Genomic DNA, 25,625 nt, shown 5'->3' on the forward strand with positions numbered 1-25,625 from the left:
CGCTCCTTGGTTCGTCTGGCGTCCCCTTGGTGCATCTCTGCGCCGCCGGTGAAGTGGGTTCTACGGTTTGCCGCTAATACCCGCAACCCCTTTTTTCCCCAAACATGGGTTTTTTTCCAAAATGCCCGTTTTTGCCAATAAAACAGTTATTTAATAGGCAAATTTCTATGGAGACTTTCGCTCAGAGTAATTTTATTGCCCGTATATAGCGCCTGCGTTTCCCCATATTTTGCGCCTGCCGCCGGGACAGCCGCAAGAGCCGTAGAGAATCTATGATTCCCAGCCCCTGCGCGCCGAGGATTCTTTTTCAAACGCCCAAAGATTCTCTCTCATGCGGCCACGCGGCTGCGCTTTGGCACCCGGCGCAGGGCCAAAAGGCCGAGAATCGCCCCCATATAGAGAATCGGCTCCAGCTGAATCCCACGGGTCAGCAACAAGAAGTGCAGCCCCCCTAGAAATGCCACCACGTAGGTAAGCCGATGAAGGGTCCGCCATGTGGGGCCCAGCCTGCGCACAGACCAGTTATTGGAGGTCGCAGCCAGAGGGAGCATCAGCGCAAACGCCACCATCCCCACAGTGATATACGGCCGCTTCACGATATCCGTCCATATCTGGCTCACGATACCCACATCCAGAAACAGCCAGACCAGCAGATGCAGAAACACATATATAAAGGCGAGCATTCCGAAGGTGCGTCGGAACTTCATAAAGTTCACACCCAAGAAGCGGCGCAGCGGCGTGATGCACAGACCGATAATCAAAAGCTGAAGAGCAATCTCACCCAGCGCATGTTCCAGGGCCTTGATAGGCTCCCGGCCAAGCCCCCCGGTCTGCCCCTGATAGAGCAGCCAAGGAACCGGAAGCAGACACAGTATATATACTGCCCATGTCGGCACCCGCCGCGCGGTGCCGTTTATAGGATCAACTGGGCTCAATTGAACTTCACGAGGTCCATACCCTCGTAGAGCCCGGCCACCTCATCCTCGTATCCGTTGAACATCAATGTTGGCTGGCGCTTCGAGAATAACCCGCCGCCCACAACCCGCTCGGTCGCCTGGCTCCAGCGGCGGTGATCCACATTGGGGTTCACATTACTATAGAAGCCATATTCACGTGGGTTGGATTTGTTCCAGCTTGTCAGCGGTTGTTCATCCATGACGGTGATCCGCACGATCGACTTGATGGATTTGAACCCGTATTTCCATGGCACCACCAGACGCAGAGGCGCGCCGTTCTGATTGGGGATGTCTTTGCCGTAAATCCCTGTCGCCATAATAGTGAGCGGATGCACCGCCTCATCCATGCGCAGCCCTTCGACATAGGGCCAGTCCAGAACAGGGCTTGAGACACCCGGCATTTCCTCAGGCCGCAAGAGCGTCTCGAACGCCACATACTTACCGCCGCTCTGAACCCCCGCCATTTCCAAAAGATCGCGCAGCTCAAAACCGTTCCACGGGATCACCATCGACCACGCCTCGACACAGCGGAAGCGGTAGATGCGCTCCTCAATGCTCATCTGGGCCATGATATCCTCAAACGCATATGCGCCGGGGCGATCCACCATGCCGTCGATCTGCACCGACCACGGCTCGGTCGTCAGCATATGAGCATTGCGGGCGGGATCTTCCTTGCCCGTGCCGAACTCATAGAAATTGTTATAGCCAGTGATGTCGTCCCAAGCGCTTGGCTCCAAAACGTCACCTTGGGCCTGCGCGGCACCGGTCATCCCCACAAGGCCAAGCCCCGCCACACCCGCCATCAGCTGACGGCGGTTCATATAAACACCCTCTGGCGTCACGTCATTTTCAGTCAGGGTGTTTTTCCAGCGGTAGGCCATATGTCTCTCCGGGTTAAGATGCGTCTTGTTGCCTTAAGAGATGCGCACCTGATCCGTCAAAACAAGCAGCCTCACGAAGCTGTGCCCGCGTTGTAACTTGGCCGGATCTGGTTGAGCGGGATCGATGTGCCATCCGCCTGCACGATCCGCACATGCCGCCTGCGCATTTCACGCGGCTCGCCCACACCAACGGAATGCGCGATCATCTCAAGCTCTTTGGTCACCGCTTTGGCATAAAGGGCGACTTTCTTGAACTTATCCTCAACCACCAAACCCTTCTGAAACCGGGGATCATGCGTGGTGATGCCCGTCGGACAGGTGTTCTTGTTGCACTTGAGCGCCTGAATACAGCCAAGCGAGAACATGAACCCCCGCGCCGAGGTCACGAAATCCGCCCCTGCACAAATCGCCCAGGCCACGTCACCGGGATTAACGAGCTTGCCACTTGCCACAATGCGGATGCGCTCCTTCAGCCCGGCTCGGTCGCGCAAATCCACCATCCGCACCAATGCATCGCGAATTGACAGACCCACCAGATCCATCAAAGGCATGGGTGCCGCACCCGTGCCACCCTCGCCGCCATCCACGGTGATGAAATCCGGGGCCGAGGCTGCACCGCGCGCTTTGATCTGCTCAAACAGCGGTGCCCACGCTTCGGTCGCGCCAACCACAACCTTGATCCCCACGGGCTTGCCGGTCACCTCGCGCACCCGCGCAATCATATCGAGAAGACCGCCAAAATCCTCCACCTCCGCATGGCGGTTGGGCGACAGGCTGTCGGCCCCCTTCGCGATCCCGCGAATGTGCGCGATCTCATCCGTGATCTTTTCAGCGGGAAGGATGCCGCCTTTGCCCGGCTTGGCTCCTTGGGCGAGCTTTATCTCGAACATCCGCAGGGTGGGATGCGCAGCCACCTCGTGCAGCTTCTCGTCATTCAAATGCCCGTCCGCGTTGCGCACACCGTATTTCGCCGTGCCGATCTGAAAGACAAGGTCGCACCCACCCGAAAGGTGATAGGGCGAAAGGCCCCCCTCCCCGGTGTTGAGCCATACACCCGCCTCAGCCGCACCCCGGCTGAGCGCCTCAACGGCGGGGCGCGAAATGGCACCAAAGCTCATCCCGGATATGTTGAAGATTGAGCGCGCCTCAAAAGGATGCCGGCACTGCGGGCCAATCACCATCGGGTCAGTCAACGCCGCCTGACTGTCCAAAGGCGGAAAGGCCGCGGGCACGAAAATCGGCGTACCAGCCAATGTGATGTTGCGGGTGGACCCAAACGCCACCGTGTTGCCCGCGCCGCTGGCGGCATGGTTGACCCAATCGCGCTGCGCCCGGTTGAAGGGCAGTTCCTCGCGGTCCATCGCAAAGAAATACTGCCGGAAAAATTCACCCAAGCCGCTAAAGAGCTTCCGAAACCGCCCAATCACAGGATAGTTCCGTCGGATCGCATCCTCAGTCTGCATCTTGTCGAAAACAAAGATCACCACAACCGCCAGAGCGATCACCCCAAGCAAAAAGACAAAGCCCAGCGCAAGGCCCTCTAAGGCCGCCATCGCAAAATCCATGGATACCGCTCCTATGTTTACAGCGCTGCGACGATGCGCCGGATCATGGCCTGCCACAAGACATCACAGCCCGATCAAGCGCTAGATTGCTACAGCTTCCAGTGCTCAGATCACAAGGTGTTTACTGGAAAAGCTCAAAACGTCAGGCTTAGGCCGAATGGGATTTGCGTCAACAGCGATAGGCGGAAAACCCCTGTGAACCAAAGTGATCCGCTGCGCGTAAGATTGTCGATGCCACAGACGGCATCAGATATTATTCTTCAAATGGGAGAAACACATGTTTCGTAGAACTTATCTCGCACTGACAGCAGCAACTGTTCTGGCCGGCACATCCGCCTTCGCCATGGACAAGAAAGACATTGTTGACACAGCCGTTGCAGCGGGCTCCTTCGAGACCCTCGTCGCCGCCGTTGGCGCCGCCGGTCTGGTCGATACGCTGAAAAGCGAAGGCCCGTTCACAGTCTTCGCCCCAACCGATGAGGCGTTCGCAGCCCTACCCGAAGGCACGGTTGAATCGCTGCTCCTGCCCGAAAACAAAGATCAACTGGTCTCGATCCTGACCTACCATGTTGTGCCCGGCAAAGTGATGTCCACTGACCTGACCAACGGCATGGAAGCAGCCACTGTTCAAGGCGCGAACGTGACCATCATGACCGAAGGCGGCGTGACCGTGAATGGTGCGAACGTCACAACGGCGGATGTGGAAACATCCAATGGCGTGATCCACATCATCGACGCCGTGATCCTGCCCGAGTAAGTCACTCTGGTCTGAACGATGAAAGGCGGGGCGTATCAAACGCCCCGCCTTTTTCATGTCTATACTCTATGGTGGCTCAAGTGTTTGGCCGTGAACGTCAGGCTCTCACTCAAGGCGAAACCCGCGAAACCGTCATACGCCGCGTGCGTTTCGCGAAACGCTTTAGCGTTTGTGGATCACCGCCACCTGATCCTTGCGGTGTTTTTGGTATTTCACCGGATGCACGATACAAGCCGAAATCTCGGGGATCAGTGCGTTGAACCCTTCGGCAATCGCAGAATCCGTATGTGAAAACTGCCGCTCATCAATGAACGACCGCAAAAGGGCCGCCGTCTTGGTGATACCCTTGACCTCGTAAGGGGGCGGCTGCCAGCGTAAATCCTCAATCACATAAAGCCCGCCGGATTTCAGACGCGGGAAAATCTCCAGAAACGCGTTTTGCTGGTGATGGCTCGCATGGCTCGCATCATCAATCACGATGTCTGGCGCGGGCATGGAGGCCGCAGCCGCCGCTACCTCATCACGACTGTCCATATCGCAGCGGTGAAAGCTGAACCGCTCATGCTCAAACCATGAAAAATCCGACACATCCAAGCCCATGATCTGGGCCTTGGGAAAATACTCCAGCCACATGCGGATCGACGGCAGATCGGTCGTCTTGCGGTCCTTGTCCACACCATGTTCCGGGCCACCAATCAGCAATCCCATCTCAAGAAAATTGATCTTCCGCTGCCGATAGGGGTGGAAGAGCATGTGGTAAAGCTCGGTATAGCGGTGCTTGGTTGAGCCTTTATCCGATCCGTATTGATCAGCCAGATCAGTCAGATTAATCGCACTCTTGCTCATCTTGGTGGGTCCTTGATCCAGCATCACTCAACAGCCTCTTTGTCTTTCTTGGAAATCACCGGCGCGGCTGTGGGGTCAATCCCGTGCTTTTCGCAAAGCGCATGAATAAGCCCCCCCTCATCCGGCTGGCCATCAGGCCGGCTGGCAAGAAATTCGCGGATACGCCGTCCATAAAGATGGATAGAGGTGGTGTTCTCGGTCAACTGCGCCTCGGCCGAGGCGCGACGCCCCGCCTTGACCATCCGGCGGCGCATCTCGAACGGGATGGGATAGAGCACCTCGCGCGGGAAGGCATACTTATCCTCTCCGGTTTTCTGCAACCACGCCGTCACGGCATGCGGCCCCCAAACGCCCCAGGGCAGTTCGCTCACATGCACCGGCGTGCCCGCATCAGCCTGCGCTTGAAGCTTGGTGCGCGCGCCGTCGGAATACCAAAACGGAATGCCAAACTCATCGCCGCTCATCTCCAGGAGACCGGCGAGCGCCTCACTTTCCGGCGGCAGCCCGAGAACACCACCGTTGATATGATGATTGCTTTCCCAGCCGAAGTAATGCCCGGTCTCCGTCTCGAACGGCTTCATGCAGTAGGCGTCCGTATCGGCCCAGATCACCCGCTCGGATTTGGTCAGCAGGTGATAGCGGAACACATCGGAGAAAAGAGCAAGGCTCCCCGTGCGGCCATGGGATATGAAATTGTCGCGCTCAAGGATCACATCCCCATGCAGGACCGTCACCCCCTCAGGCACGTTCGCCACCGGGCCGTAATGATAAAGCGTCACCTCATGGCCCGCATCGAGGAAGGATTGGGCGCAGAGCTGTTCGACATAGCTTAGCGGGCCTTCGACCCACAGCATGGCGATTGGATAGAGTTTACTCATGACTGGGACTGCTCCCCCCGTATATGCCCTCAACACGCGCGCGCCCGTTTTCGGGTCTCTGCTGCGAGATATGATAGCCAAAGCCACTCCACCGCGCAATCGCGCAGAGGAATGCGCCGCAGGATCACGCCCCAAGCGGTGCATTTTCGACATAAAGGCGATTCACGTAGGTGGTAAAAACCGCTAGTCTGGCCAAAATCCCTTGCACAAGCAGACAGCCATGCGCCTCACGCCCCTTTCCTTCTGCGTCCTGCCCTCCCGCATGACACTACGCAACACGCCCGGCGGGTATGATGATTGGGACAGCGCCGCGCAGCAGGCCTTTGACGCCAACACCCTCTTTCACGATGTGTTTGCCTCCGAAGAGCCGGGCAAAATCTATGCCGTGGGGCCACCCCTCAAACGTGCGTTCCGAACCCTCCTGAAGGCCGCCGATCTGCGCATCGACGGGGTGCCCGCCAAGATGAATGAAATCAGCCAATCGCAACGCGCCTGCGTGGTTGAGATCACAGCGCCCGTGGACACAGCAAAGGTGTTGGAGATATCGCACCCTTCCATGGCCACGCGGATCGCGGTCAGCCCCTCGGCCCTGGCCCAATACAAAGGCGCGCGGGCAATGTTCACGCTCAGCCGGAACAACACGCTGGACTGGGTGCGCGACTGGGCGCACTTTCATGTCGACACCCAAGGCGTGGATGCAATTGTGCTCTTTGACAATGCCTCCGACGCTTACGGCGCGGATGCCCTTCTGGAGGTGCTGGCCGGGATCGACGGGCTCAAAACCTTCGACGTGATCCCCGCCCCGTTTCAATACGGCCCCGTGGGTGATGGGCGCGAGCGGACTTCCGTGCGCTATCTGCAATTCGGGCTTTTCGAGATCATCCGCCTGCGGTTTTTGGGTCAGGCTTACGGCGCGCTCAACATGGATATCGATGAGATGGCCTACGGGCCGGACGGCTTCACTGTGTTTGACGCGGCCAAGCAAAGCGACGAGGGGTTTCTCACCCTTCCCGGTGGCTGGCGCTACCCAGCCCCCGGCGCGCCGCCAACCCATGCGGCCCATGTTTTGCGCGCCACAGACGATGCGGAAATGTACCCCAAATGGTGCATCGACCCCGCGGGGCCCCAAAAAGACAAAAGCTGGCGCACCCACGGGATCAAAAAACTCCCTGATCAACTGCAAGACGGCTTTGGCTTTTTCCACTGCCGGATGATCTCGGAAAGCTGGCATTACGACCGTTCGGAATATACCGACCTCACGCTTGAGACCGATCCATTGGCGCAGAGCCTTCTGGGCCCCCGCGCGGATTAAGGCGCGAGAAACGTCACCTTCTTGCGCATCCTAATCTCGCGGCAGTCGCGCTCATATAGCCGGCCAAGATGCGCCCGCTCGGCGACGCTCCACGGATCATAGCCGGGATACTGATTCCCCCGCGGGTACCGCTCCTGAATTTCCACCCGGTGCTCCAAAGCCTTATCCGCGCCAAACCTGTCGATCTGCATCAGGATTTCCTGCACCGCCTTGTGACTGGCCGATGGCCGCCCCCGTTTGCGTTTGGGCTCAACCAGCGCGCCCGTATCAATATCCGGCCCCACCAAATTGCCGATGATCTCACCGGACAGGTGGCGAAAATCCTCATGCCGCCAGACAGTCAGCTGCGCGTCCGGGAAACACGAAATCACCAGATCAATGAACCCTGTCCAACTGGGTAGGGTTGAGAGCACCGCGCGCTTCATCTGCGCCTCGGGAAACACATTCTCCCCCTTGGCCGAGCGCAGAAACTCCACAAAGGTCGAGGCGAAGAAATCACCGTATTCACGGATCGCCAGATGTACCTCCGTTACGGGATAGGGGATGTTCTGGGCAAAAATCGGAATGAGCGTGTCGCGGCGGTTATACAAATCGCCCGACCGCACACAATGCCCACTATGGCCCGGCATGTTCTCATCCGAGATCACGATCCGCTCACCCGGCCCCGCACCGATCTTGTCAAAAAATTTCGCAGACATCTTGGCAAGCTTTTCATCCGGCACCTTGGTGCGGTAATTCAGGCCCAGCTTTTCATAACCATTCAGCTGCGTGGGAAAGGTGTATTCCTTGCGCGTGTCACGGTGATGGACGTAATGCACGCCGCTTTTGCGCATCCTCCCCGCGTTGCGCTGAAGGATTGCCTGCACATAGCTCGTGGCGGTTTTGTGCACGCCACCATGCACCACCACATAAGGGTCCTGGCCCATGTGCTCAGCCCTCTTGCAGCTCCGACGCTGCGTTAATCACGGTGATTTGGTCGCGGAACTCGGCCCAGCCGTCGCGCTTTCGCAGCTCCTCAATCTTGGCGCGGTGCCAATCACAGGCAGCAATATGCAAGCGCGCCAGCTCAGGGTCCCTGAGCAGATCATTCATTGCCTCGCGCAGCATCGGCAAGCGGGCGTGGATCGAGGTGTCTTGCTCGGTGTTGTAATTCATGTTGGACCAATAGGTGACACCCTGATCGTCGCCCACATGATTGGTGCGGCCCCGGTCACGCTTCACAAGAAAGCTGTCGACAGACCGCACCGCATAGTGATGCAGGCGCACATAGTCATGGCTGAACCCCTGATAGGCCTTCCAGCCTTGGCTTAGATAGAGATCCGGCATCGGTTTGCCGCCCCCATCGACCCACGACACATCGCCCCGGTCCAGATGAAAGGCGGGACGGTGGATGCGCAGCCGCTCGAACCGCTCGGAATTGCGCACCAGTGTCTTCATGCCCAGCGCGCGGTAATTGGGATATTCTTCCTCCCCACAGGCCCGGTCAAATTGGGAAATAACAAAGTCTTGATCATAGGCGATCCGGCCCGAATTGCCGAAAAGCTTCCAGCAGACGGAAATTGCATCCGCATCACCAACGGCAGCAAAAAGATCATCCAGCCGCCCCTCGCCCACGCGGATATTCATAAACTCATCGCAATCCGCACAGATCAGCCAGTCTGCCTCGCCCGCGATGGGCTGCTTCATGGCATCGCGCAGCGCGGCGCGCTGTGGGCTGCCGTTTTTCTTCATCGGGTTTTGCCGATGCTCAACAATGCCCAACTCCGTCAGCCGCTTGGCAATCAGGTCGGTCCCATCGTCGCAATCATTGGTGTAGATAAGGAAATCCGTGAACCCGATGGCGCGGTTATAGGCCACCCATTCCAGCATGAAGGGCCCTTCGTTCTTCATCGTGGTCACGATGAGCCGCTTGTCACTGCCCTGCTCTTTTGGGGCCACCCTCCCGGCATTTGCAGGTGCCACGATACGTGCATCTGTCGCGCCCGTGGGGGCCGCTTTGGCCGCCGCTTTGCGCTTGATCGTAGGCTGGGCCGCAACCTCGGGGGCCTGCTCGGCGGGGGCTGTTGTCGCAGCCTCGGCGGCAGCTTCCTCTTCCTTCCGCTTGCGTTTGCGCAGACGGCGGCGGAAGGCCTTGTCGAAACGGTCGGCAATCTCCTCGCGCCCCTTGTCGCGGAAATACCCAGAGACCGATCCGCGATACCATGGCAGGTTCCGCCGGTTGCGGTAAAGGGTATAGAACTCCTCCATCGTCAGCTCGTCGAAAATGGCCCGCGTCATCACCGTTTTGAGCGCATCGATCTTGCGCAGGAACACGGCCGTCTTGTGGGCCGAAAACCAGCATTTGTAGATATGCACGTTGTCGCCATTCAGGCGGTCCACATGTTGCTGGTCCAGCGCGTGATAGGGGTCGTAGAAAACATTCACCCGGCCCGCGCCCGATGTCAGCGCGGCACCATCCCCCAGAGGCAGCGTCCAATCCTGCCGACGCCCGTTCTCATACCGCGTCTCCCACGGCACCAGATCAGGATCGAGCGTGCTTTGCGGATTGATCGCGATCACATGCGCGCCGGGCACCACCGACGAAAGCGACAAGGCCGCATAACCGCCCATGGACACGCCCGCGAACACCACCCGCGCGTAGCCGTCGAAAAACCCGTCGCGCGCGAGGGTTTGGAACCGCGCAATGATATCTGCGTCGCGATACCAATCGCTGACATGCGCCATCACGCCGAGATGGCTCAGCGCGCTGTCTTGGGCAAATTTGAACCCCCAAGGCTCACGCATGACGCTGTCGTCATTAACGTTGGAGAGATTGTCGAACGTCACCAAAAGACGGTCACCGGGCCGCTTGATGAACATGAGCGAATGGCGCAGGTTCTTCTCAAAAAACCCCTCACCCTCGGCACCGGGCCGAAGGTCATCCAGCCAGCGGGGCGTCTCGGAATCGGGTGCGTCGGGCGTCTCTGCCATGATGATATCTATGCTCTGCCTGTGCGCGGCGCACCTTGAACCCTGCTCGGCTGGCGCATCCATTTTAGGCCAGTATAGACCGCAGAGGCGAATCCTCGCAACATATCAATGAAAATGTGGTTATTGCTTCCGAAATGGGGATCGTTGAGCGACAGGCACCGGCGGTCCGCTCAAAGGACAACGCGGTCACTGGATCAGGCAATGAGGTGACGGTGACCCCGTTTCACCAAATCGCCGGATCGTTCAGGGCTGTTACACAAGTGCTGTTGCCTTGAAGAGGGTGCAGCGGCTCATCAGTGAGAGATTGGCCGACCCACCCCTCAGGAAAGCTGAGCGGCAAGGGCGGCGCGGCAGCCGCTTCGTCAAGTGGCCGGAACCCGACCTTGGCGTAGAACCGAGGGGCACCATAGGTCAAAGCCACCTCTACCGCGTTATCGCGCAGCGCGGATAATGCATTGGTCAGAAGAGCCTGCCCGACGCCTTTCCCTTGCATTTTTGTCATAACCGCCATCGGAGAGAGGATGAAGACAGAGCGAGGATCGTCCGCAAAGGTCAAACGCGAAAAAATTGCGCCGCCAATGACCCTCCCATTTTCGAGAGCGGTGAAAACGAAGATATCCTTTTCGGCTGTGCTGCCCAGCAGATTGCTCACGAGGGTGCCGATCACGGCACCTTCATCCGCGCCCTCGGATGCGGTGAAGGTCGATGCAAAGAGATCGATAATCTCCTCCACCAAACCATCGCTTTTGTCATGAAACTCCACTCGCCGAACCCCTTCCAGTTCATCAATTCAGTGTGCCGGCACGTCGCGCTTTCGCCATGCGTTTGTCAAGATTGCTTCCGTCACTCTGCCTGATCCGGGCTCTGAAGGAGACAGTTGCGCACACTCCCTCTCGCCCGGACCTTTCAACACCAAATCATCGTTCGGTCCACCCGACCCATTGAAAAAGCGCGCGACCCGAGGCCACGCGCTTTCAGTCAGCCAGTTATCACCCGCGCTCAGTGCACCACGGCATCGCCCGGTTTGGGCGCGCTTGTGGCCCCCACGCGGTCACCGATGATCAGGCCTTCGGTGCCCGCGCTGATCGGGATCACGGAACCGTCCGTCACGCCACCTGCCAGAAGCATCTCGGCCAGCGGGTCCTGCACCGCCCGCTGAATGACCCGCTTCAAGGGCCGCGCGCCGAAGACCGGATCATAGCCCTCATCGGCCAGCCATTTGCGCGCGCCCTCGTCCAACTCAAGCGTGATCTTGCGCGCCATGAGACGGCGCGCCAGCCGGGCCAGCTGAATATCGACGATGCCATCCATATCAGCGCGCGCGAGGCGGTCAAAGATCACCGTCTCGTCCAGACGGTTGAGGAACTCGGGCCGGAAATGCGCCCGCACCGCCTCCATCACACCGCGCCGCGCATCGGCGGCGTCGGCCCCCTCGGGCAATTGGCTGAGCGCTTGTGACCCAAGGTTGGAGGTGAGCACGATCAGCGTCTGCTTGAAGTCCACAGTCCGCCCTTGGCCGTCTGTCAGCACCCCGTCATCCAAGACCTGCAACAGCACGTTGAACACATCCGGATGCGCCTTTTCGACCTCATCAAAGAGGATCACCTGATAGGGCCTGCGCCGCACGGCCTCGGTCAGCACCCCGCCCTCGTCATATCCGACATAGCCGGGAGGCGCGCCGATCAGACGCGCGACTGCGTGTTTCTCCATGAACTCAGACATATCGATGCGCACCATCGCGCTGTCATCGTCAAAGAGAAACTCGGCCACAGCCTTGGTCAGCTCGGTCTTACCCACGCCCGTGGGACCCAGAAAGAGGAACGACCCCAAAGGCCGGTTCTCGTCATTGAGACCCGCACGCGCCCGGCGCACAGCATTGGCCACGGCCTTCACCGCTTGGTTCTGGCCGATGATCCGCTTGTGCAGACCGTCCTCCATGCCCAGCAGCTTCTCACGCTCGCCCTCAAGCATCCGCGCTGTCGGGATGCCGGTCCAACGCTCGACGACTTGCGCGATCTGCTCCGGCCGCACGGCCTCTTCGACCATCACGCCCTCATCCTCGGCCTGCTCGGCCTCGGCAAGCTGCTTTTCCAGCCCAGGAATAACACCATAGGAAAGCTCTCCGGCCTTGGCGAGGTTGCCCTCGCGCTTGGCAGCATCAAGCTCGATCCGCGCGCGGTCCAACTTCTCCTTGAGGTCGCGCGCACCGGCCAGCTTATCGCGCTCGGCCTGCCATTTCGCTGTCATCTCCGCGCTGCGCTCTCCCAGATCGGCAAGCTCACGCTCCAGCTTTTCCAGACGGTCCTTGGACGCCGCATCATCCTCACGCCGCAGCGCCTCCGCCTCAATCTGCTTTTGCAGTATCTCGCGGTCAAGCGCGTCAAGCTCCTCGGGTTTGCTGTCCACCTCCATCCGCAGACGCGAGGCCGCCTCATCCATCAGGTCAATCGCCTTGTCGGGCAGGAACCTGTCGGTGATGTAGCGATGGCTGAGCGTGGCGGCTGTGACCAGCGCACTGTCGGAAATCCGCACACCGTGGTGAAGCTCATACTTCTCCTTGATGCCGCGCAGGATGGAGATCGTGTCCTCCACCGTCGGCTCTTCGACCACGATGGGTTGAAACCGGCGGGCAAGGGCTGCGTCTTTCTCCACATGTTTGCGGTATTCATCCAGCGTGGTGGCCCCGATACAGTGCAACTCCCCGCGCGCAAGCGCCGGCTTGATCAGGTTCGCCGCATCCATGGCGCCGTCACCCTTGCCCGCGCCGATCAGCGTGTGCATCTCGTCGATGAAAAGGATGATCTCACCGGCCGCAGAGGTGACCTCGCTCAGAACCGCCTTGAGGCGCTCTTCGAACTCCCCGCGATATTTCGCCCCGGCAATCAGAGCCCCCATATCGAGGCTCAGCAGACGCTTGTTCGCAAGACTCTCGGGCACGTCGCCATTGACGATGCGCAGGGCCAGACCTTCGGCAATCGCGGTTTTACCCACCCCCGGCTCCCCGATCAGAACGGGGTTGTTCTTGGTCCGGCGGCTCAAGACCTGCATGGCGCGGCGGATCTCGTCATCGCGCCCTATGATAGGATCAATCTTGCCCTCGGCAGCGGCGGCTGTGAGGTCGGAGGCGTATTTTTCGAGCGCCTCGAACGTGTCCTCCGCACTCGCCGTGTCGGCGGTGCGGCCCTTGCGGACATCGTTGATGGCCTCGTTGAGCTTCTGCGCGCTGACATCGCCCGCCTCAAGCGCGGTCTTGGCCTCGGATTTCACCATGGCAAGCGCGGTGAGGATCCGCTCCACCGGCACGAAACTGTCCTTGGCTTTCTCGGCCAGTTTCTCCGCCTCGCTCAGAACCTTCACGGTCTGCTGATCGAGATAGGTCTGCCCCGCATCGCCGCTGACCACGGGGATCTTGCCCATGGCCAGATCAAGCGCCTGCACAACGCGCGCAGGGTCACCCCCAGCGCGCTTGATGAGATTCGAGGCAAGCCCTTCGCCATCATCCATCAACGCTTTGAGAATATGTTCGGGCGCCAGCTTCTGGTGGCTCTCCCGCATCGCGATCGTCTGAGCGGCTTGCACAAAGCCGCGCGACCGCTCGGTGAACTTGGTTAAGTCCATCTGAGGTCTCCTTCATGATAAGCGGCCCATTTTGCGCACCCTGAAATAGGCATACGCGGCTCCGGGCCCTTGGTGATTAAAAAATGGGCAGGCGAGGTGGTTGCTTCAAGACCCCAGCGACGATTTTCCGCCGCGATTGGCCCTGATCGAGCGCTCGGTTGCCGTTTGCCCTACGGCCACATTGGAATTCTGCCAAAACGCTTGACGCCTCCACGCGGCCCCGCAACAAGGGCGGAACCCTGACCCGGAGGCCGCAAAATGACCCCACCTGATGACCGTCTTATCGTTGCTCTCGATGTGCCCGATGCCCTTCGCGGGCTTGAGCTTGCCGAACGGCTGGGCAATTCCGTGAGTTTCTACAAGATCGGCTTGGGGATGCTGACCGGCGGCGGGCTTGCCCTTGCCAATGAGTTGAAGGGCGAGCATGGCAAACGGATATTCATGGACCTGAAGCTTTTTGATATCGGCGCCACGATTGAAGCCGCCGTGCGCGGGCTCGCGCAGTTTGATCTGGATTTTCTGACCGTGCATGGCGACCCGCATGTGGTGCACGCCGCCAAAGAGGGCGTGGGCGGTAAGGACACCAAGATCCTCGCCGTGACCGTGCTGACCTCTCTGGATCGCACCGATCTTGATGCCTGCCTGATCCAGCCCGGTGATATCGCAGATCTGGTCACCACCCGCGCCGCCCGCGCGTTTGAAGCTGGCGCAGACGGGGTGATCGCATCACCCAATGAGGCCGCTGCCATCCGCGCCCTGCCGCAGGCGGCGGGCAAGCTCATCGTCACCCCCGGTGTGCGCCCCGAGGGCAGCGACAAGGGCGATCAAAAACGCGTCGCCACCCCGGCCCAAGCGATTGCGAATGGCGCAGATCATATCGTGGTTGGCCGCCCCATCTGGGCCGCACCCAATCCCGCCGCCGCCGCGCAGAGCATCCTTTCCTCGTTGCGATAAGGCCCCCGCCTGCCAAAGAGAAGAATGCCTTCGGCGAGGATATTTTAAGCAAGAAGAAGGGCGGGGTCTTTTTGCGTTTTGTTTCGGTGCAGGCCGGAATCAGTGTAGGCTGCGCCGCACCCAAGCCACAGGACATCCATGCCCGCCTTCTGTCGTGATTGCCTTTTTGAGACGGACCCGGATCAGCGCCGCTGCACGGCCTGCAACAGCCCGCGCGTGCTGTCTCATCCGGAGCTTTTCGATCTCGGCATCGCGCATATGGATTGCGACGCGTTCTATGCCTCGGTCGAGAAGCGCGACAACCCAGAGCTGAGGGACAAACCCGTGATCATCGGCGGCGGGCGGCGCGGCGTTGTCTCGACCGCGTGCTATATCGCGCGTATTCGTGGCGTGCGCTCGGCCATGCCAATGTTCAAGGCGCTCAAGCTTTGCCCCGATGCGGTAATTATCAAGCCACGCATGGATCATTACGTGGCCGTCTCGCGCCAAATCCGCGCGATGATGGAGGACATGACGCCTGCGATTGAGCCTTTGTCGCTGGATGAGGCGTTTCTTGATTTGACCGGCACGGCCAAGCTACATGGCGCGCCCCCCGCTATCATGCTGGCCCAGCTCGTGAAGCGTATGTCAGCCGAGTTGGGCGTCACCGGCTCCATCGGCCTCAGCCATAACAAGTTTCTGGCCAAGATCGCCTCGGATCTGGATAAACCACGCGGATTTTCCGTGATCGGCGCAGGCGAGACGGCGGCGTTTCTTGATGGGCAGCCTGTGCGGCTGATCTGGGGTGTCGGTCAGGCGGCGCAGGCGCAGCTGACGGCGGCGGGCATCCACACATTCGCCGATCTTTTGCGGTGGGACCGGGCCGAGCTTGGGGCGCGGTTTGGCTCCATGGGCGACCGGCTCTGGCATCTTGCGCGCGGGCAGGACCGGCGCCGCGTGAACCCGCGTGCGCCGGTGAAATCCATCTCCAACGAGACGACATTTCACGAGGACACGCGCGATCTTGATATTCTCGACGGCCATCTTTGGCGTTTGTCGGAGAAAGTGTCAGACCGCGCCAAAGCCCGCGATCTGGCGGGTCGCGTCGTGATACTCAAGCTCAAACGCGGTGATTTCACGTTGATCTCGCGGCGTGTGGCCCTGCGCGATGCAACGCAACTGGCCGACACGATTTATCGCACCGCAAGTGGGCTGATGGAAAGCGTTGTGCAAAAAGCGCCCTTTCGGCTCATCGGTGTGGGGCTCTCGGACCTGATCGATGCGTCCGGGGCGGACCGTTCGGGCGATCTGCTTGACCCCGGCGCGGCAAAACGCAGCGAGGCGGAGCGGGCAAGTGACGCGATCCGCGCGAAATTTGGTGACAATGCAATCCTGAAGGGCCGTGCCCTGCGTTAGCAGCTATTCCGCCGCCAAAGGCATCTGCGCGGGCCGACCGATTTCGGCAATCTGAGCCACCACGCCGCTGATCACGACGCGGAATTCATCAAAATGCGGATGCGGCGTGAGCGTGGCCTCATCCATGTAAAGCGCACGGTCAATCTCGACCTGAACCGCATGTCGCCCGTACTTGGGTCGTCCGTAATGCTGTGTGATATAAGCCCCTGCGAAGGGCGTGTTGCGCGCCACCACGAGGCCCGCCCCGCGAAATGCCGCCTCGATGCGATCCACCACAGCCGCGCTGGCCGAGGCCCCGAACCGGTCGCCCAGAACCACTTCGGGCCGCCGCCCGCCAGCCCGCGCGACCGAATCCATCGCCTCGTTCGGCATGGAATGACAATCGATCAGAATCGCCTCGCCAAACTGGGCAAAAGCCTGATCCATCTGAGCCAAAAGCGCTGCATGATAGGGCCGCCAGAACGTGTCGATCCGATCCTGCGCCTCACTCAAAGCCATCTTGCCCTTATAAATTGCGCGCCCATTGGCCACGACACGCGGGATCACACCAAGCCCGGAGGCGATGCGCGGGTTATGCCCCGTGGGCCGCACCCCTTCGATCAATCCCGGATCAAGCTCATCGGCGCTGCGGTTGAGATCCACAAAAGCGCGCGGTGCACCTGCCTGTAAAAACGGAGCACCCATTTGCGGCGCCGCAGAGAAAAGCCGGTCCACATACGCATCTTCCGAGCTGCGCACCGTCATACCATCGAGCTGCGTGCGATCCATGAACCACTGTGGATAATCCCGCCCGCTATGAGGCGAGGCAAACACGACGCTTGTCGTGCGGCGCTTGGGATAGATCAGATGGAAGGCGGTTTTGGGCATTTTTACTCCTGCTCGCGGGATGATAGCGCGTTTCATGCGCAAACCAAAAGCCCTTGAAACGCCCATCGACTCCTTTTATAGACCAGCGAACTGGCGCGGGATTCCGCGCCCCTTATCTTTTTGGGGCACGGGCCACCGATCCGGTATTCATGGGCGATTAGCTCAGCGGTAGAGCACTTCGTTGACATCGAAGGGGTCACAAGTTCGAACCTTGTATCGCCCACCATGAATTCACTGGCCTCCCCGGGGGCCGCCCGCAAACCTCAAGGCGCTGGCCCGCGCCGCGACAGAAAAAGGAGATGACGATGAAAGTCCGTAACTCGCTTCGTTCGCTCAAGAACCGGCACCGCGATTGCCGTGTCGTGCGCCGCAAAGGCCGCGTCTACGTGATCAACAAAACACAGCGCCGTTTTAAGGCCCGTCAGGGCTGAGTGTGCTGCCACCTTTCGGGGTGGTGCAGAGATTGGGAACCCTGCCTTGGCAACAAGGCGGGGTTTTTCTTTTTGGTCTTACGCTTACTGCTGTGCAGCCAGCCCCATGACCACCGCCACCAGACGCGACACCGCGATGGCACTGATGCCGTCCACATCCGCCTCGGGCACGAATTCGGCGAAATCCACGGCACTGATCCCCCCACGCGATCAATCAGCGCAACGAGAAACGCCTGCTTGCCGGGGCGCACCCGCTCTGATTAGGGTTGCGAAGCGCAGTAATAGGAGCCGCCCCAATGCCCCCCAAACATGTTGTCGTCATCGGTGCGGGCATCTGCGGGCTCTCGTCTGCCATATGGCTGCGCCGCGCAGGCGCGGAGGTCACGCTGATCGACCGGGCGGGGCCGGGCGCGGGCGCGTCCTATGGTAACGCAGGCCTCTTGGCGGAATGGGGTGTCGCCCCGGTAAACACGCCGGGCATCCAGAAGACCGCGCTCAAATACATGCTCTCGCCCTCCAGCCCGCTTTTCATGCAGTGGCGGCACATGCCCCGCCTGATCCCGTGGCTGCGCGCGTTTGTGCAAAACTCGACCGATACGCGCGTCCGCGATATCTCCACCAACCTCGCCCTCCTGCTCCATGACAGCAGCGATCAACACCGCGCGCTGGTGCGTGGCACGAGGGCCGAGAAATGGCTGGCGACAAGCGATTTCGCCTATGTCTACAAATCCCGCGCCGCGTTTGAGGTCGACCGCTATGGCTGGGAGCTGCGCCGCCCGGCGGGATTCGTGCCCGAGCTGATAGAGGGGCGCGCGGTGCAGGAGTTTGAACCGATGCTGGGGCCTAAGGCCAATCTGATCGCGCTGACCCGCAATCACGGCCATATCCTCAATCCCGGCGCCTATATGACTGATCTGGCGCAGGTGTTTCAGGACGAGGGCGGGACCCTGCAGATTGCCGATGTCCGCGACGTGACCCTGACCGAGGGGCGCATCACCCAAGTGATCACCGACCAAGGCCAGATAGAATGTGATGCGGCCGTGATCTCGGCCGGGATCTGGTCAAAACCCTTGATGAAAAAGCTGGGGCTTAACGTGCCGCTGGAGGCCGAGCGCGGCTATCACCTGCACCTGAAAAACCCCTCGCAAAGGCCCAAAACACCGATGATGATCGGTTGGGGCAAATTCGCCGTGACGCCGATGGAGGGCGCTGTGCGCTGTGCCGGGATGGTGGAGCTTGGCAGCATAAAAGAGCCGCCCTCAAAGCAGCCCATTGCCCTGATGCACCGCTTTATCGCTGAGGCGTTTCCCGATCTGCAATGGGAAGAGGTCGAGGAATGGCTGGGCTTTCGCCCCTCCACCCCCGACGCCCTGCCGCTTATCGGCGAAGTGGGCACCACGGGCGTCCATGCCGCCTTTGGGCATCAGCATGTGGGTCTCACCGGCGGCCCAAAGACAGGCCGCTGGGTGGCCGAAATGATCACTGGGAAAGGCCCAAATGCCGATCTCAGCGCTTTCGACGCCCAGCGGTTCAACTGAAGATCACACCAGCGCGCGCAGCCGCTCCATCCGCGCCTTGATCTGCGTTTGCAGGAATTCATTGGGCAGCGATCCATCCGCGCCAAACTCATCATGTGCTGCGGCCACAAGGATCAGCGGGCCATGCACGACCTGCATCTGCAACTGCGCAAGGATGCTCATCGTCTGAAACTGCGCCGTCTCGCCCCCGGTGCGTCCGGCAGTGGCGGACATGGTGGCGACCGGCTTGTCTTTCAGCACCGAGGGCGACGGGCGGCTCAGCCAATCAAGTGCGTTTTTCAACACACCGGAATAGCCCTTGTTGTATTCCGGCCCGGAAATCACCACCGCATCCGCGCGCGCCATCTGCGCGCACAGGTGCGTGACGGCCTCGGGCACGCCCGCATCCTCGACATCCCCGTCATAGAGCGGCAGGTTCAGATCTCCCTCGATCACCTCGGCCTCACCAAAGGCGGCAACGGCCTGCGCCAGAAGCATCCGGTTATATGATCCGCGACGCAGCGAGCCTGACATGGTCAGCAATACGGGTTTGGTCATGAAGAGCACCTTTTTGATTTGTTACGGCATTGGCATGTGATGTGGCGCGCAGCCCCCAAGAAGGCAAGCCCGCGGCACGCACACCCCCTGTGCAGCACCTGTGCAGCAAGCCATCAGCCCCCCCTGAAAAGAAAAAGCCCCGGATGCGGGGAAAGCATCCGGGGCAGGTAGCCCTTGGGGACAAGGGCGGGGAGGAAAGTCAGATCACCACTCAGTCGGGCCTTTGTCGACAAAGGAGTGGACGAGGAAATCAATGAACGCGCGCACTTTGGGCTGCGTGAAACGGCCTGGTGGGTAGACCGCATAGATGCCTTGCGTCTCCACCGGCAGATCGGGGATCACATCCTCAATCAGGCCTTTGCTCATCGCATCGGCATAAAGAAAACTGGGCAAATAGGCGATGCCGAGCCCGGAAATGGCGGCGTTGAGGAGCGACTGCCCGTCATTGACCGACAAGCCCCCGGCTGTGCGCACCTGACGCTTTTCGCCCGAAGGTGCGGTCAGCTTCCAGACCGATCCACCAGACTGGCTGGAGTAATGCAGGAGTTTATGTTCGTTCAGATCATCAATCTTCATAGGCCGGCCATATTTCTCGATATAACCCGGCGACGCGATCATGCGTTTCGTGGTCTCGGTCAGTTTGCGGGCGCGCAGGGTGCTGTCTTCCAACTCGCCTATGCGGATCGCCATGTCGAACCCTTCGGAAATTAGCTCCACATAGCGGTTGTTGAGCACCATATTGACGGTGATATCCGGGAACTCATCAAGAAACGTGCCCAAAACCGGGCTGAGGTGATTGACGCCGAAATCAGTCGCCACCGAGATACGCAAGAGGCCCGAAGGATCACTCTGCATAGAACTGACAAGCGCGTCGGCCTCCCCGGCATCGTTCAGAACACGCAAGGCGCGGTCATAATAGGCAAGGCCGATCTCCGTCGGGCTCACCCGCCGTGTCGTCCGGTTGAGCAAACGCGCACCCAGCCGCGCCTCCAGCGACGAGACGTGTTTGGAGACGGCCGATTTGGAAATCCCCATCTTGCGGGCTGCGTCGGTGAAGCCGCCTTGATCCACAACGGTGGCAAAGGCTTCCATCTCGGTCAGACGATCCATCGTTACAGTACCTCTTTCTCTGTCAGGATCGCTTTTGATCGCCAAAAGGGGCCGAAGCATGGCGCGCATCGGACAATATCGGGGTTTTGTCTGGAATCGTTCATGGCACAGAAACAGCGAGACAGACGTTTCCACAAGAGGTTCACAGGGCCAAAACGCATAAGAATAGGGCGGCATAGGTCCGTGCCTATCCCGTTTACGCCTACCGCGTCAGAACAAACTGCCCTGGTCCGACGCGTCTCTCGAAGGCTTTGCCGGGGCACGCGCCGGTGTGGCGCCCGCGCCCACCGTCAGCCGCCCATCGGCAAACTCGATCTCAAGGTTTGTGGCCTTTTTCGCAGCCCCCTTGCGAGTGACCAGATCACCATCCCCCCGCACCACGGCATAACCCCGCTCAAGCGTCGCCTTATAGCCCAGCGTCTCGCGCAACCGGTCAAGGCCCCGCAATGCCTCGCTCAGGCCGCGCATTTGCCGCGCGCCTGCGGCACTCAATCTTGCCCCTGCCCCCTCAAACGCGCTGCGCCGTTGGGCAAGCCCCGCCTCGGGCGAGCGGAGCGCCAGCCGCGCGCTCAGCGCCTCAAGCCGTCCGGCGCGCTCGGCCACGCTGCGCAAGAGCGCAGGCTGAAGCCGCTCAGACCGCCCGGCAAGCCGCTGTGCATCGCTGGTCACGAGCCGCCGCAAGGCGGAAGGCCGCAAGGCGCCCGCCACCTCCGACAGACGCACCCGGCGCATCTGCACGCCGCGCACCAACCCGGTATCAAGCCGCCCCGCCACCAGATCAAGCTTCTGCTGCGGCCCTTCATAGAGCGTCTCGGCCCGTGGCAAGGCCCGCGCCAAATCCCGCAAGCGCTGCCCGCGCAGCCGCACACCATTGCTCAGCGATTGCGTAAGCCGCGCCTCCGCCCCCTCCAGCCACGCCAAAAGCTCCATTCGCACGGGCACCGCAAGCTCCGCCGCCGCCGTGGGCGTGGGCGCGCGCTTGTCCGAGGCATAATCAATCAGCGTCGTATCCGTCTCATGCCCCACAGCGGAGATAAGTGGGATTTCGGAGGCCGCAGCGGCGCGCACGACGCTTTCCTCATTGAACCCCCACAGGTCCTCAATCGACCCGCCCCCACGCGCGACAATGATGAGATCGGGCCGGGGCAGGCTGCCACCGGGCGTCATTGCGTTGAAACCTTCAATCGCCCGCGTCACCTCGGGCGCGCATTTCTCGCCCTGCACCGCCACGGGCCAAACGAGCACTTTGCGCGGAAACCTGTCGCGCAGACGGTGCAGAATATCGCGGATCACAGCACCCGAGGGCGAGGTCACAACCCCAATCACCTCCGGAAGGTAAGGCAGCGGGCGCTTCAGTTCGGCCGCGAACAGCCCCTCCGCCGAAAGCTGCGCCTTGCGCTTCTCCAGCATCGCCATAAGCGCGCCCATGCCGGCGGGGCGAATATCCTCAATAATGATCTGATAGCGCGATTGGCCGGGGAATGTGGTCATACGGCCCGTGGCCACGACCTCCATCCCCTCTTCGGGCTGCACGGCGAGACGCCCTGCCACGCCTTTCCAGATGATCCCGGCAATCACCGCACGATCATCCTTGAGGTCCATATAGACATGCCCCGATTTGGGCCGCGACACGCGCCCAATCTCGCCCTTGACGCGCACGCGGGCAAATTCGCCCTCGATCACACGTTTCAGCGCCCCGGAAAGCTCCGATACGGAAAATTCCGGGGCATTCTCGCCCGGACCGGCATCATCAATAAGGTCTGACATTCCCCATCAATGCCCGATCCACGCGCGCTTGAAAAGCCCGCGCAGGGCGCACGCGCCTTGCACGCCTGCCCCCCGCGTCCTATGCAAGCGGCCAGCGGATCGGAACCAAGGAGAGCGCCATGAACATCCTCATTCTGGGCAGCGGCGGGCGCGAACACGCCCTCGCATGGGCTGTGTTGCAAAACCCCAAATGCGACCGTCTGATCGTGGCACCGGGCAATGCCGGGATCGCGATGATCGCCGAATGTGCAGCACTTGATATCATGGATGGCGGCGCGGTGGCGACATTCGCCGCTGATGAGGCGATTGATTTCGTTATCATCGGCCCCGAGGCCCCTCTGGCGGCAGGTGTGGCCGACAGGCTGCGCGAGGCGGGTATCCTGACCTTTGGGCCGTCTGCGGCGGCGGCGCAACTTGAGGCGTCGAAAAGCTTCACCAAGCAAATCTGCGATGCTGCAAAGGCTCCCACCGCCGCTTACGGCCATTTCACCGATGCCGCCTCTGCGCGCACCCATGTAGCCAAAACCGGCGCGCCCTGCGTGGTCAAGGCCGACGGTCTGGCGGCGGGCAAGGGCGTGATTATCGCAATGTCCGAGCCCGAGGCCGTGGCGGCCATCAACGATATGTTTTCGGGCGCATTCGGCGGTGCCGGGGCCGAGGTGGTGATCGAGGAATTCATGGAGGGCGAGGAGGCCTCACTTTTCGTTCTTTGCGACGGCACCGATATCCTGTCCATCGGCAGCGCGCAGGACCACAAGCGCGTGGGCGAGGCCGACACAGGGCCCAATACCGGCGGCATGGGGGCCTATTCCCCCGCGCCCGTGCTCACGCGCGAGATTGAGGCAAAAGCGATGAACGACATCATCCGCCCTTGCGTGGACGAGATGGCCGCGCGGGGCATGCCGTTTCAGGGCGTGCTTTACGCGGGCCTGATGATCAAGGACGGCCAGCCGCGCCTTGTGGAATACAACGTCCGTTTTGGCGATCCCGAGTGTCAGGCGTTGATGATGCGCCTCGGCGCACAGGCGCTGGACCTGATGCACGCCGCCGCCGAAGGGCGCTTGAAAGACGCCCAGGTAACGTGGGCCGATGATCACGCTTTGACCGTGGTTCTGGCTGCCAAGGGCTATCCCGGCGACTATGCCAAGGGCAGCGTGATTAAAGGGCTGGAGACCTGCGCCGAGGACAGCTTCCACATGGTCTACCACGCGGGCACTACGCTGAAGGACGGTCAGATCACCGCGTCTGGTGGCAGGGTTCTGGGCGTCACCGCGCGTGGCACGAGCTTGCAAGAGGCCGCCACCCGCGCCTACGGCATGGTGGACCAAATCGACTGGCCCGAAGGGTTTTGCCGCCGCGATATCGGATGGCGCGCGCTGTGAAGTGCGTTGCCTGTAGCCTCTAAGGACAGCTCAGCGCCGCCTCAAGCGTATCCGGCCCGCCGTAGCGGCCAATCTCGCGTGCCGTCAAAACGCCGCCTTCCAGCCGCGTGGCCATCACACGCACCCAATCGCTATCGGCGGTAATCATCTCTGGCCCGGAGCCACAATCACGCAAGCCCCCAGCAATGAAATCCCACCCGATCTCGTGATTTGTGAGACCCACCAGATCAGCCACATGGCCCAGCGCACCTTGCGCAACCGTGCCGTTGAAACGCCACACGCGCAGGCGCTTGGCCAGATGGGGCCGGTCGATATAGGCGATCTCAATCACGCCGTCCCCGTCCATATCCGCAGCACCGATTGGGGCCAACCATCGATTGGGCGTGCCGATATAGGGCGTTGCGGCGACCAAGCCTTGCGCATGGTATATGGCCAACCGCGCACCGAAATCACGGTGGCTCTCTACCACCAGTGCCGCCATGCCACCGGGCAGAGACACCATACGCGGCGCGATATCCTCAAACACCCGCGCGTCGGGCAAGGTGATGCGCGTCTCGCGGCCATCGTGGCTCAGCACGAGGTCGCCCCACTCAACCGCATCGCCCAAAACGCCATGCGCATACCGCGTGGTCGGCGCGTCATAACGCGCAGACGCTATGTCGGCCCACGCAGGGCCGATGGCAAAGACAAGCAGCGCCGCAAGAACCGCGCGTACGCGCATCGTGCCTAGATTTGTTTTTCGGGCATCTGTACGCGCAGACCGTCCAGCGCGTCCGAAACCTTAAGCTGGCATGTCAGACGCGAGCGCACGGGGTCAGCCTCATGCGCAAAATCCAGCATGTCCTCTTCCATGTCGTCTTTCTTGGGCAGCTTCTCGACCCATTCCTCTGCCACGTAAACATGGCAGGTCGAACAGGCGCACGCGCCCCCGCAATCAGCCTCGATGCCCGGAATGTTATTGTCCCGCGCGCCTTCCATAACGGTCAGCCCATTGGCCACCTCGACCACATGTTCGGTGCCGCCATGCTCGATATAAGTGATTTTTGCCATTGCTTCGGTGCCTTTCTCATTCGGTGTTCCACAAATCCCTAGCCATGGCATCTAGGGCTGACCAGCCCAATTTGCGAGCTTGCCGGAAAAGAGTTGCACGAACTGCTCTATGTTCTCATTTTGTTTGCATCGCTGGAAAAATATGCCTGGGCTCTTTTGCCCGTACCTTAAAATATCCGCATCCGCTCGGCCTGGCGGGGATCATCGCCCCGCTTCCCCGCCACAGCAAAATCCGTTAGGTTACAAGAATAACTTCGCGGCTGAGGGCCTCTGAGCATTGTTCACACGCACGACCCTGATCCCTCTGCTGTGCGCCGCACTGCTGGCCGGATGCGACGCCCCCTTGCCCGGCGCGTCCGAGCCCAATTTGGTGCAGACTCTGGCCGAAGCCCCGCCCGGCGCGGCCCCCGGCACCTGTTGGGGCAAGGTGGTCACACCCGCCGTGATAGAGACCGTGACCGACCAGATCATCCTGCAACCAGCCGAGGTCCTGAGTGACGGCACGGTGACAAGCCCCGCCGTGTTCAAGACCGAGACCCGCCAAGCCATTGTGCAAGAGCGCAAGGTGACATGGTTTGAGACCCCTTGCGCCGCCGACCTCACGCCGGAATTTGTGGCCACGGTGCAACGTGCCTTACAAGCGCGCGGCTTCTTTCGCGGCGGCATCACCGGCTTGATGGACACACGCACCCGCGCCGCAATCCGCCGCTTCCAAGCACCCGAAGGCCTTGATAGCGGCATCCTGTCACTCGCCGCGGCCCGCAGCCTCGGCCTTGTCGCGGTGGAGCGTACTGACGGGTCCTAGGCGAGA

General features: G+C 60.8%; 23 protein-coding genes and 1 tRNA gene. 9 read left to right on the forward strand and 15 right to left on the reverse strand.

What is annotated here, in order from left to right:
- Positions 1 to 329: 329 nt before the first annotated feature.
- The 3 genes from msrQ to KUD11_RS03835 form a co-directional block, all read right to left on the reverse strand.
- Positions 330 to 935 (reverse strand): protein-methionine-sulfoxide reductase heme-binding subunit MsrQ, encoded by a 606-nt coding sequence (gene msrQ, locus KUD11_RS03825; RefSeq protein WP_109386459.1) that lies wholly within the window; start codon positions 933 to 935, stop codon positions 330 to 332.
- Positions 932 to 1,837, reverse strand: a complete 906-nt coding sequence (gene msrP / locus KUD11_RS03830; RefSeq protein ID WP_109386457.1) for a protein-methionine-sulfoxide reductase catalytic subunit MsrP — start codon at positions 1,835 to 1,837, stop codon at positions 932 to 934. The genes msrQ and msrP overlap by 4 nt, the downstream gene beginning before the upstream one ends.
- Positions 1,838 to 1,908: 71 nt before the next feature.
- Positions 1,909 to 3,402 (reverse strand): FMN-binding glutamate synthase family protein, encoded by a 1,494-nt coding sequence (locus KUD11_RS03835; RefSeq protein ID WP_109386455.1) that lies wholly within the window; start codon positions 3,400 to 3,402, stop codon positions 1,909 to 1,911.
- A 277-nt stretch (positions 3,403 to 3,679) separates the two neighbouring features.
- On the opposite strand from KUD11_RS03835, the gene KUD11_RS03840 reads away from it, so the two are divergent.
- Positions 3,680 to 4,159, forward strand: coding sequence for a fasciclin domain-containing protein (locus KUD11_RS03840; RefSeq protein ID WP_109386453.1), 480 nt, complete (start codon positions 3,680 to 3,682; stop codon positions 4,157 to 4,159).
- Between the two features lie 162 nt (positions 4,160 to 4,321).
- Here the strand turns inward: KUD11_RS03840 and KUD11_RS03845 are convergent, their stop codons facing one another.
- Positions 4,322 to 5,005 carry a hypothetical protein gene (locus tag KUD11_RS03845; protein ID WP_109388265.1) on the reverse strand — a complete coding sequence of 228 codons (684 nt, stop codon included), beginning with the start codon at positions 5,003 to 5,005 and terminating at the stop codon, positions 4,322 to 4,324.
- 23 nt (positions 5,006 to 5,028) lie between these two features.
- Positions 5,029 to 5,883, reverse strand: coding sequence for a hypothetical protein (locus tag KUD11_RS03850; protein WP_224380144.1), 855 nt, complete (start codon positions 5,881 to 5,883; stop codon positions 5,029 to 5,031).
- Between the two features lie 262 nt (positions 5,884 to 6,145).
- On the opposite strand from KUD11_RS03850, the gene KUD11_RS03855 reads away from it, so the two are divergent.
- Positions 6,146 to 7,195 (forward strand): hypothetical protein, encoded by a 1,050-nt coding sequence (locus KUD11_RS03855; RefSeq protein ID WP_146190856.1) that lies wholly within the window; start codon positions 6,146 to 6,148, stop codon positions 7,193 to 7,195.
- Here the strand turns inward: KUD11_RS03855 and KUD11_RS03860 are convergent.
- The 4 genes from KUD11_RS03860 to clpB form a co-directional block, all read right to left on the reverse strand.
- Positions 7,192 to 8,121 carry a hypothetical protein gene (locus tag KUD11_RS03860; protein WP_109386447.1) on the reverse strand — a complete coding sequence of 310 codons (930 nt, stop codon included), beginning with the start codon at positions 8,119 to 8,121 and terminating at the stop codon, positions 7,192 to 7,194. The genes KUD11_RS03855 and KUD11_RS03860 overlap by 4 nt on opposite strands.
- 4 nt (positions 8,122 to 8,125) lie before the next feature.
- On the reverse strand, positions 8,126 to 10,165 hold the full coding sequence (locus tag KUD11_RS03865) for a glycosyltransferase family 2 protein (protein ID WP_109386445.1): 2,040 nt from the start codon (positions 10,163 to 10,165) through the stop codon (positions 8,126 to 8,128).
- Positions 10,166 to 10,388: 223 nt separating this feature from the next.
- Positions 10,389 to 10,928, reverse strand: a complete 540-nt coding sequence (locus KUD11_RS03870; protein WP_109386443.1) for a GNAT family N-acetyltransferase — start codon at positions 10,926 to 10,928, stop codon at positions 10,389 to 10,391.
- A gap of 236 nt (positions 10,929 to 11,164) precedes the next feature.
- Positions 11,165 to 13,783, reverse strand: coding sequence for an ATP-dependent chaperone ClpB (gene clpB, locus KUD11_RS03875; RefSeq protein WP_109386441.1), 2,619 nt, complete (start codon positions 13,781 to 13,783; stop codon positions 11,165 to 11,167).
- 258 nt (positions 13,784 to 14,041) lie between these two features.
- Between clpB and pyrF the strand changes: the two genes are divergently transcribed.
- Together pyrF and KUD11_RS03885 are read left to right on the forward strand one after the other, a co-directional pair.
- A complete protein-coding gene (gene pyrF / locus KUD11_RS03880) occupies positions 14,042 to 14,737 on the forward strand; it encodes an orotidine-5'-phosphate decarboxylase (protein ID WP_109386439.1) in 696 nt (231 codons plus the stop codon).
- A 138-nt stretch (positions 14,738 to 14,875) separates the two neighbouring features.
- Positions 14,876 to 16,132 carry a DNA polymerase IV gene (locus KUD11_RS03885; protein WP_109386437.1) on the forward strand — a complete coding sequence of 419 codons (1,257 nt, stop codon included), beginning with the start codon at positions 14,876 to 14,878 and terminating at the stop codon, positions 16,130 to 16,132.
- 3 nt (positions 16,133 to 16,135) lie between these two features.
- On the opposite strand, the gene KUD11_RS03890 is transcribed toward KUD11_RS03885, so the two are convergent.
- A complete protein-coding gene (locus tag KUD11_RS03890) occupies positions 16,136 to 16,999 on the reverse strand; it encodes an N-formylglutamate amidohydrolase (RefSeq protein WP_109386435.1) in 864 nt (287 codons plus the stop codon).
- 151 nt (positions 17,000 to 17,150) lie between these two features.
- Between KUD11_RS03890 and KUD11_RS03895 the strand changes: the two genes are divergently transcribed.
- The 3 genes from KUD11_RS03895 to KUD11_RS03905 all read left to right on the forward strand — a co-directional run bounded on the left by KUD11_RS03895 (position 17,151) and on the right by KUD11_RS03905 (position 18,968).
- Positions 17,151 to 17,225: transfer RNA gene (locus KUD11_RS03895), tRNA-Val, on the forward strand.
- Positions 17,226 to 17,304: 79 nt separating this feature from the next.
- Positions 17,305 to 17,430 carry a type B 50S ribosomal protein L36 gene (gene ykgO / locus KUD11_RS03900; protein WP_005850168.1) on the forward strand — a complete coding sequence of 42 codons (126 nt, stop codon included), beginning with the start codon at positions 17,305 to 17,307 and terminating at the stop codon, positions 17,428 to 17,430.
- 296 nt (positions 17,431 to 17,726) lie between these two features.
- Entirely contained in the window at positions 17,727 to 18,968 is a 1,242-nt protein-coding gene (locus tag KUD11_RS03905) for an NAD(P)/FAD-dependent oxidoreductase (protein ID WP_109386433.1), read from the forward strand.
- 3 nt (positions 18,969 to 18,971) lie between these two features.
- On the opposite strand, the gene KUD11_RS03910 is transcribed toward KUD11_RS03905, so the two are convergent.
- The 3 genes from KUD11_RS03910 to xseA all read right to left on the reverse strand — a co-directional run bounded on the left by KUD11_RS03910 (position 18,972) and on the right by xseA (position 22,382).
- Complete coding sequence (locus tag KUD11_RS03910; RefSeq protein WP_109386431.1) at positions 18,972 to 19,505, reverse strand: NADPH-dependent FMN reductase; 534 nt, start codon at positions 19,503 to 19,505, stop codon at positions 18,972 to 18,974.
- Between the two features lie 204 nt (positions 19,506 to 19,709).
- Positions 19,710 to 20,615: a LysR family transcriptional regulator gene (locus KUD11_RS03915; protein ID WP_109388263.1), complete on the reverse strand. Its 906-nt coding sequence runs from the start codon at positions 20,613 to 20,615 to the stop codon at positions 19,710 to 19,712.
- A gap of 210 nt (positions 20,616 to 20,825) precedes the next feature.
- On the reverse strand, positions 20,826 to 22,382 hold the full coding sequence (xseA, locus tag KUD11_RS03920) for an exodeoxyribonuclease VII large subunit (RefSeq protein WP_109386429.1): 1,557 nt from the start codon (positions 22,380 to 22,382) through the stop codon (positions 20,826 to 20,828).
- Positions 22,383 to 22,501: 119 nt separating this feature from the next.
- Between xseA and purD the strand changes: the two genes are divergently transcribed.
- Complete coding sequence (purD, locus tag KUD11_RS03925) at positions 22,502 to 23,764, forward strand: phosphoribosylamine--glycine ligase (protein WP_109386427.1); 1,263 nt, start codon at positions 22,502 to 22,504, stop codon at positions 23,762 to 23,764.
- Between the two features lie 19 nt (positions 23,765 to 23,783).
- On the opposite strand, the gene KUD11_RS03930 is transcribed toward purD, so the two are convergent.
- Together KUD11_RS03930 and KUD11_RS03935 are read right to left on the reverse strand one after the other, a co-directional pair.
- Entirely contained in the window at positions 23,784 to 24,485 is a 702-nt protein-coding gene (locus KUD11_RS03930) for a hypothetical protein (protein ID WP_109386425.1), read from the reverse strand.
- A 5-nt stretch (positions 24,486 to 24,490) separates the two neighbouring features.
- Positions 24,491 to 24,814, reverse strand: coding sequence for a 2Fe-2S iron-sulfur cluster-binding protein (locus tag KUD11_RS03935; RefSeq protein ID WP_109386423.1), 324 nt, complete (start codon positions 24,812 to 24,814; stop codon positions 24,491 to 24,493).
- A gap of 277 nt (positions 24,815 to 25,091) precedes the next feature.
- Between KUD11_RS03935 and KUD11_RS03940 the strand changes: the two genes are divergently transcribed.
- Positions 25,092 to 25,619 (forward strand): peptidoglycan-binding protein, encoded by a 528-nt coding sequence (locus tag KUD11_RS03940; RefSeq protein ID WP_397545199.1) that lies wholly within the window; start codon positions 25,092 to 25,094, stop codon positions 25,617 to 25,619.
- Positions 25,620 to 25,625: the final 6 nt, after the last annotated feature.

The sequence above is a fragment of the Roseovarius carneus genome, assembly GCF_020141465.1.
Classification (GTDB): domain Bacteria; phylum Pseudomonadota; class Alphaproteobacteria; order Rhodobacterales; family Rhodobacteraceae; genus Roseovarius; species Roseovarius carneus.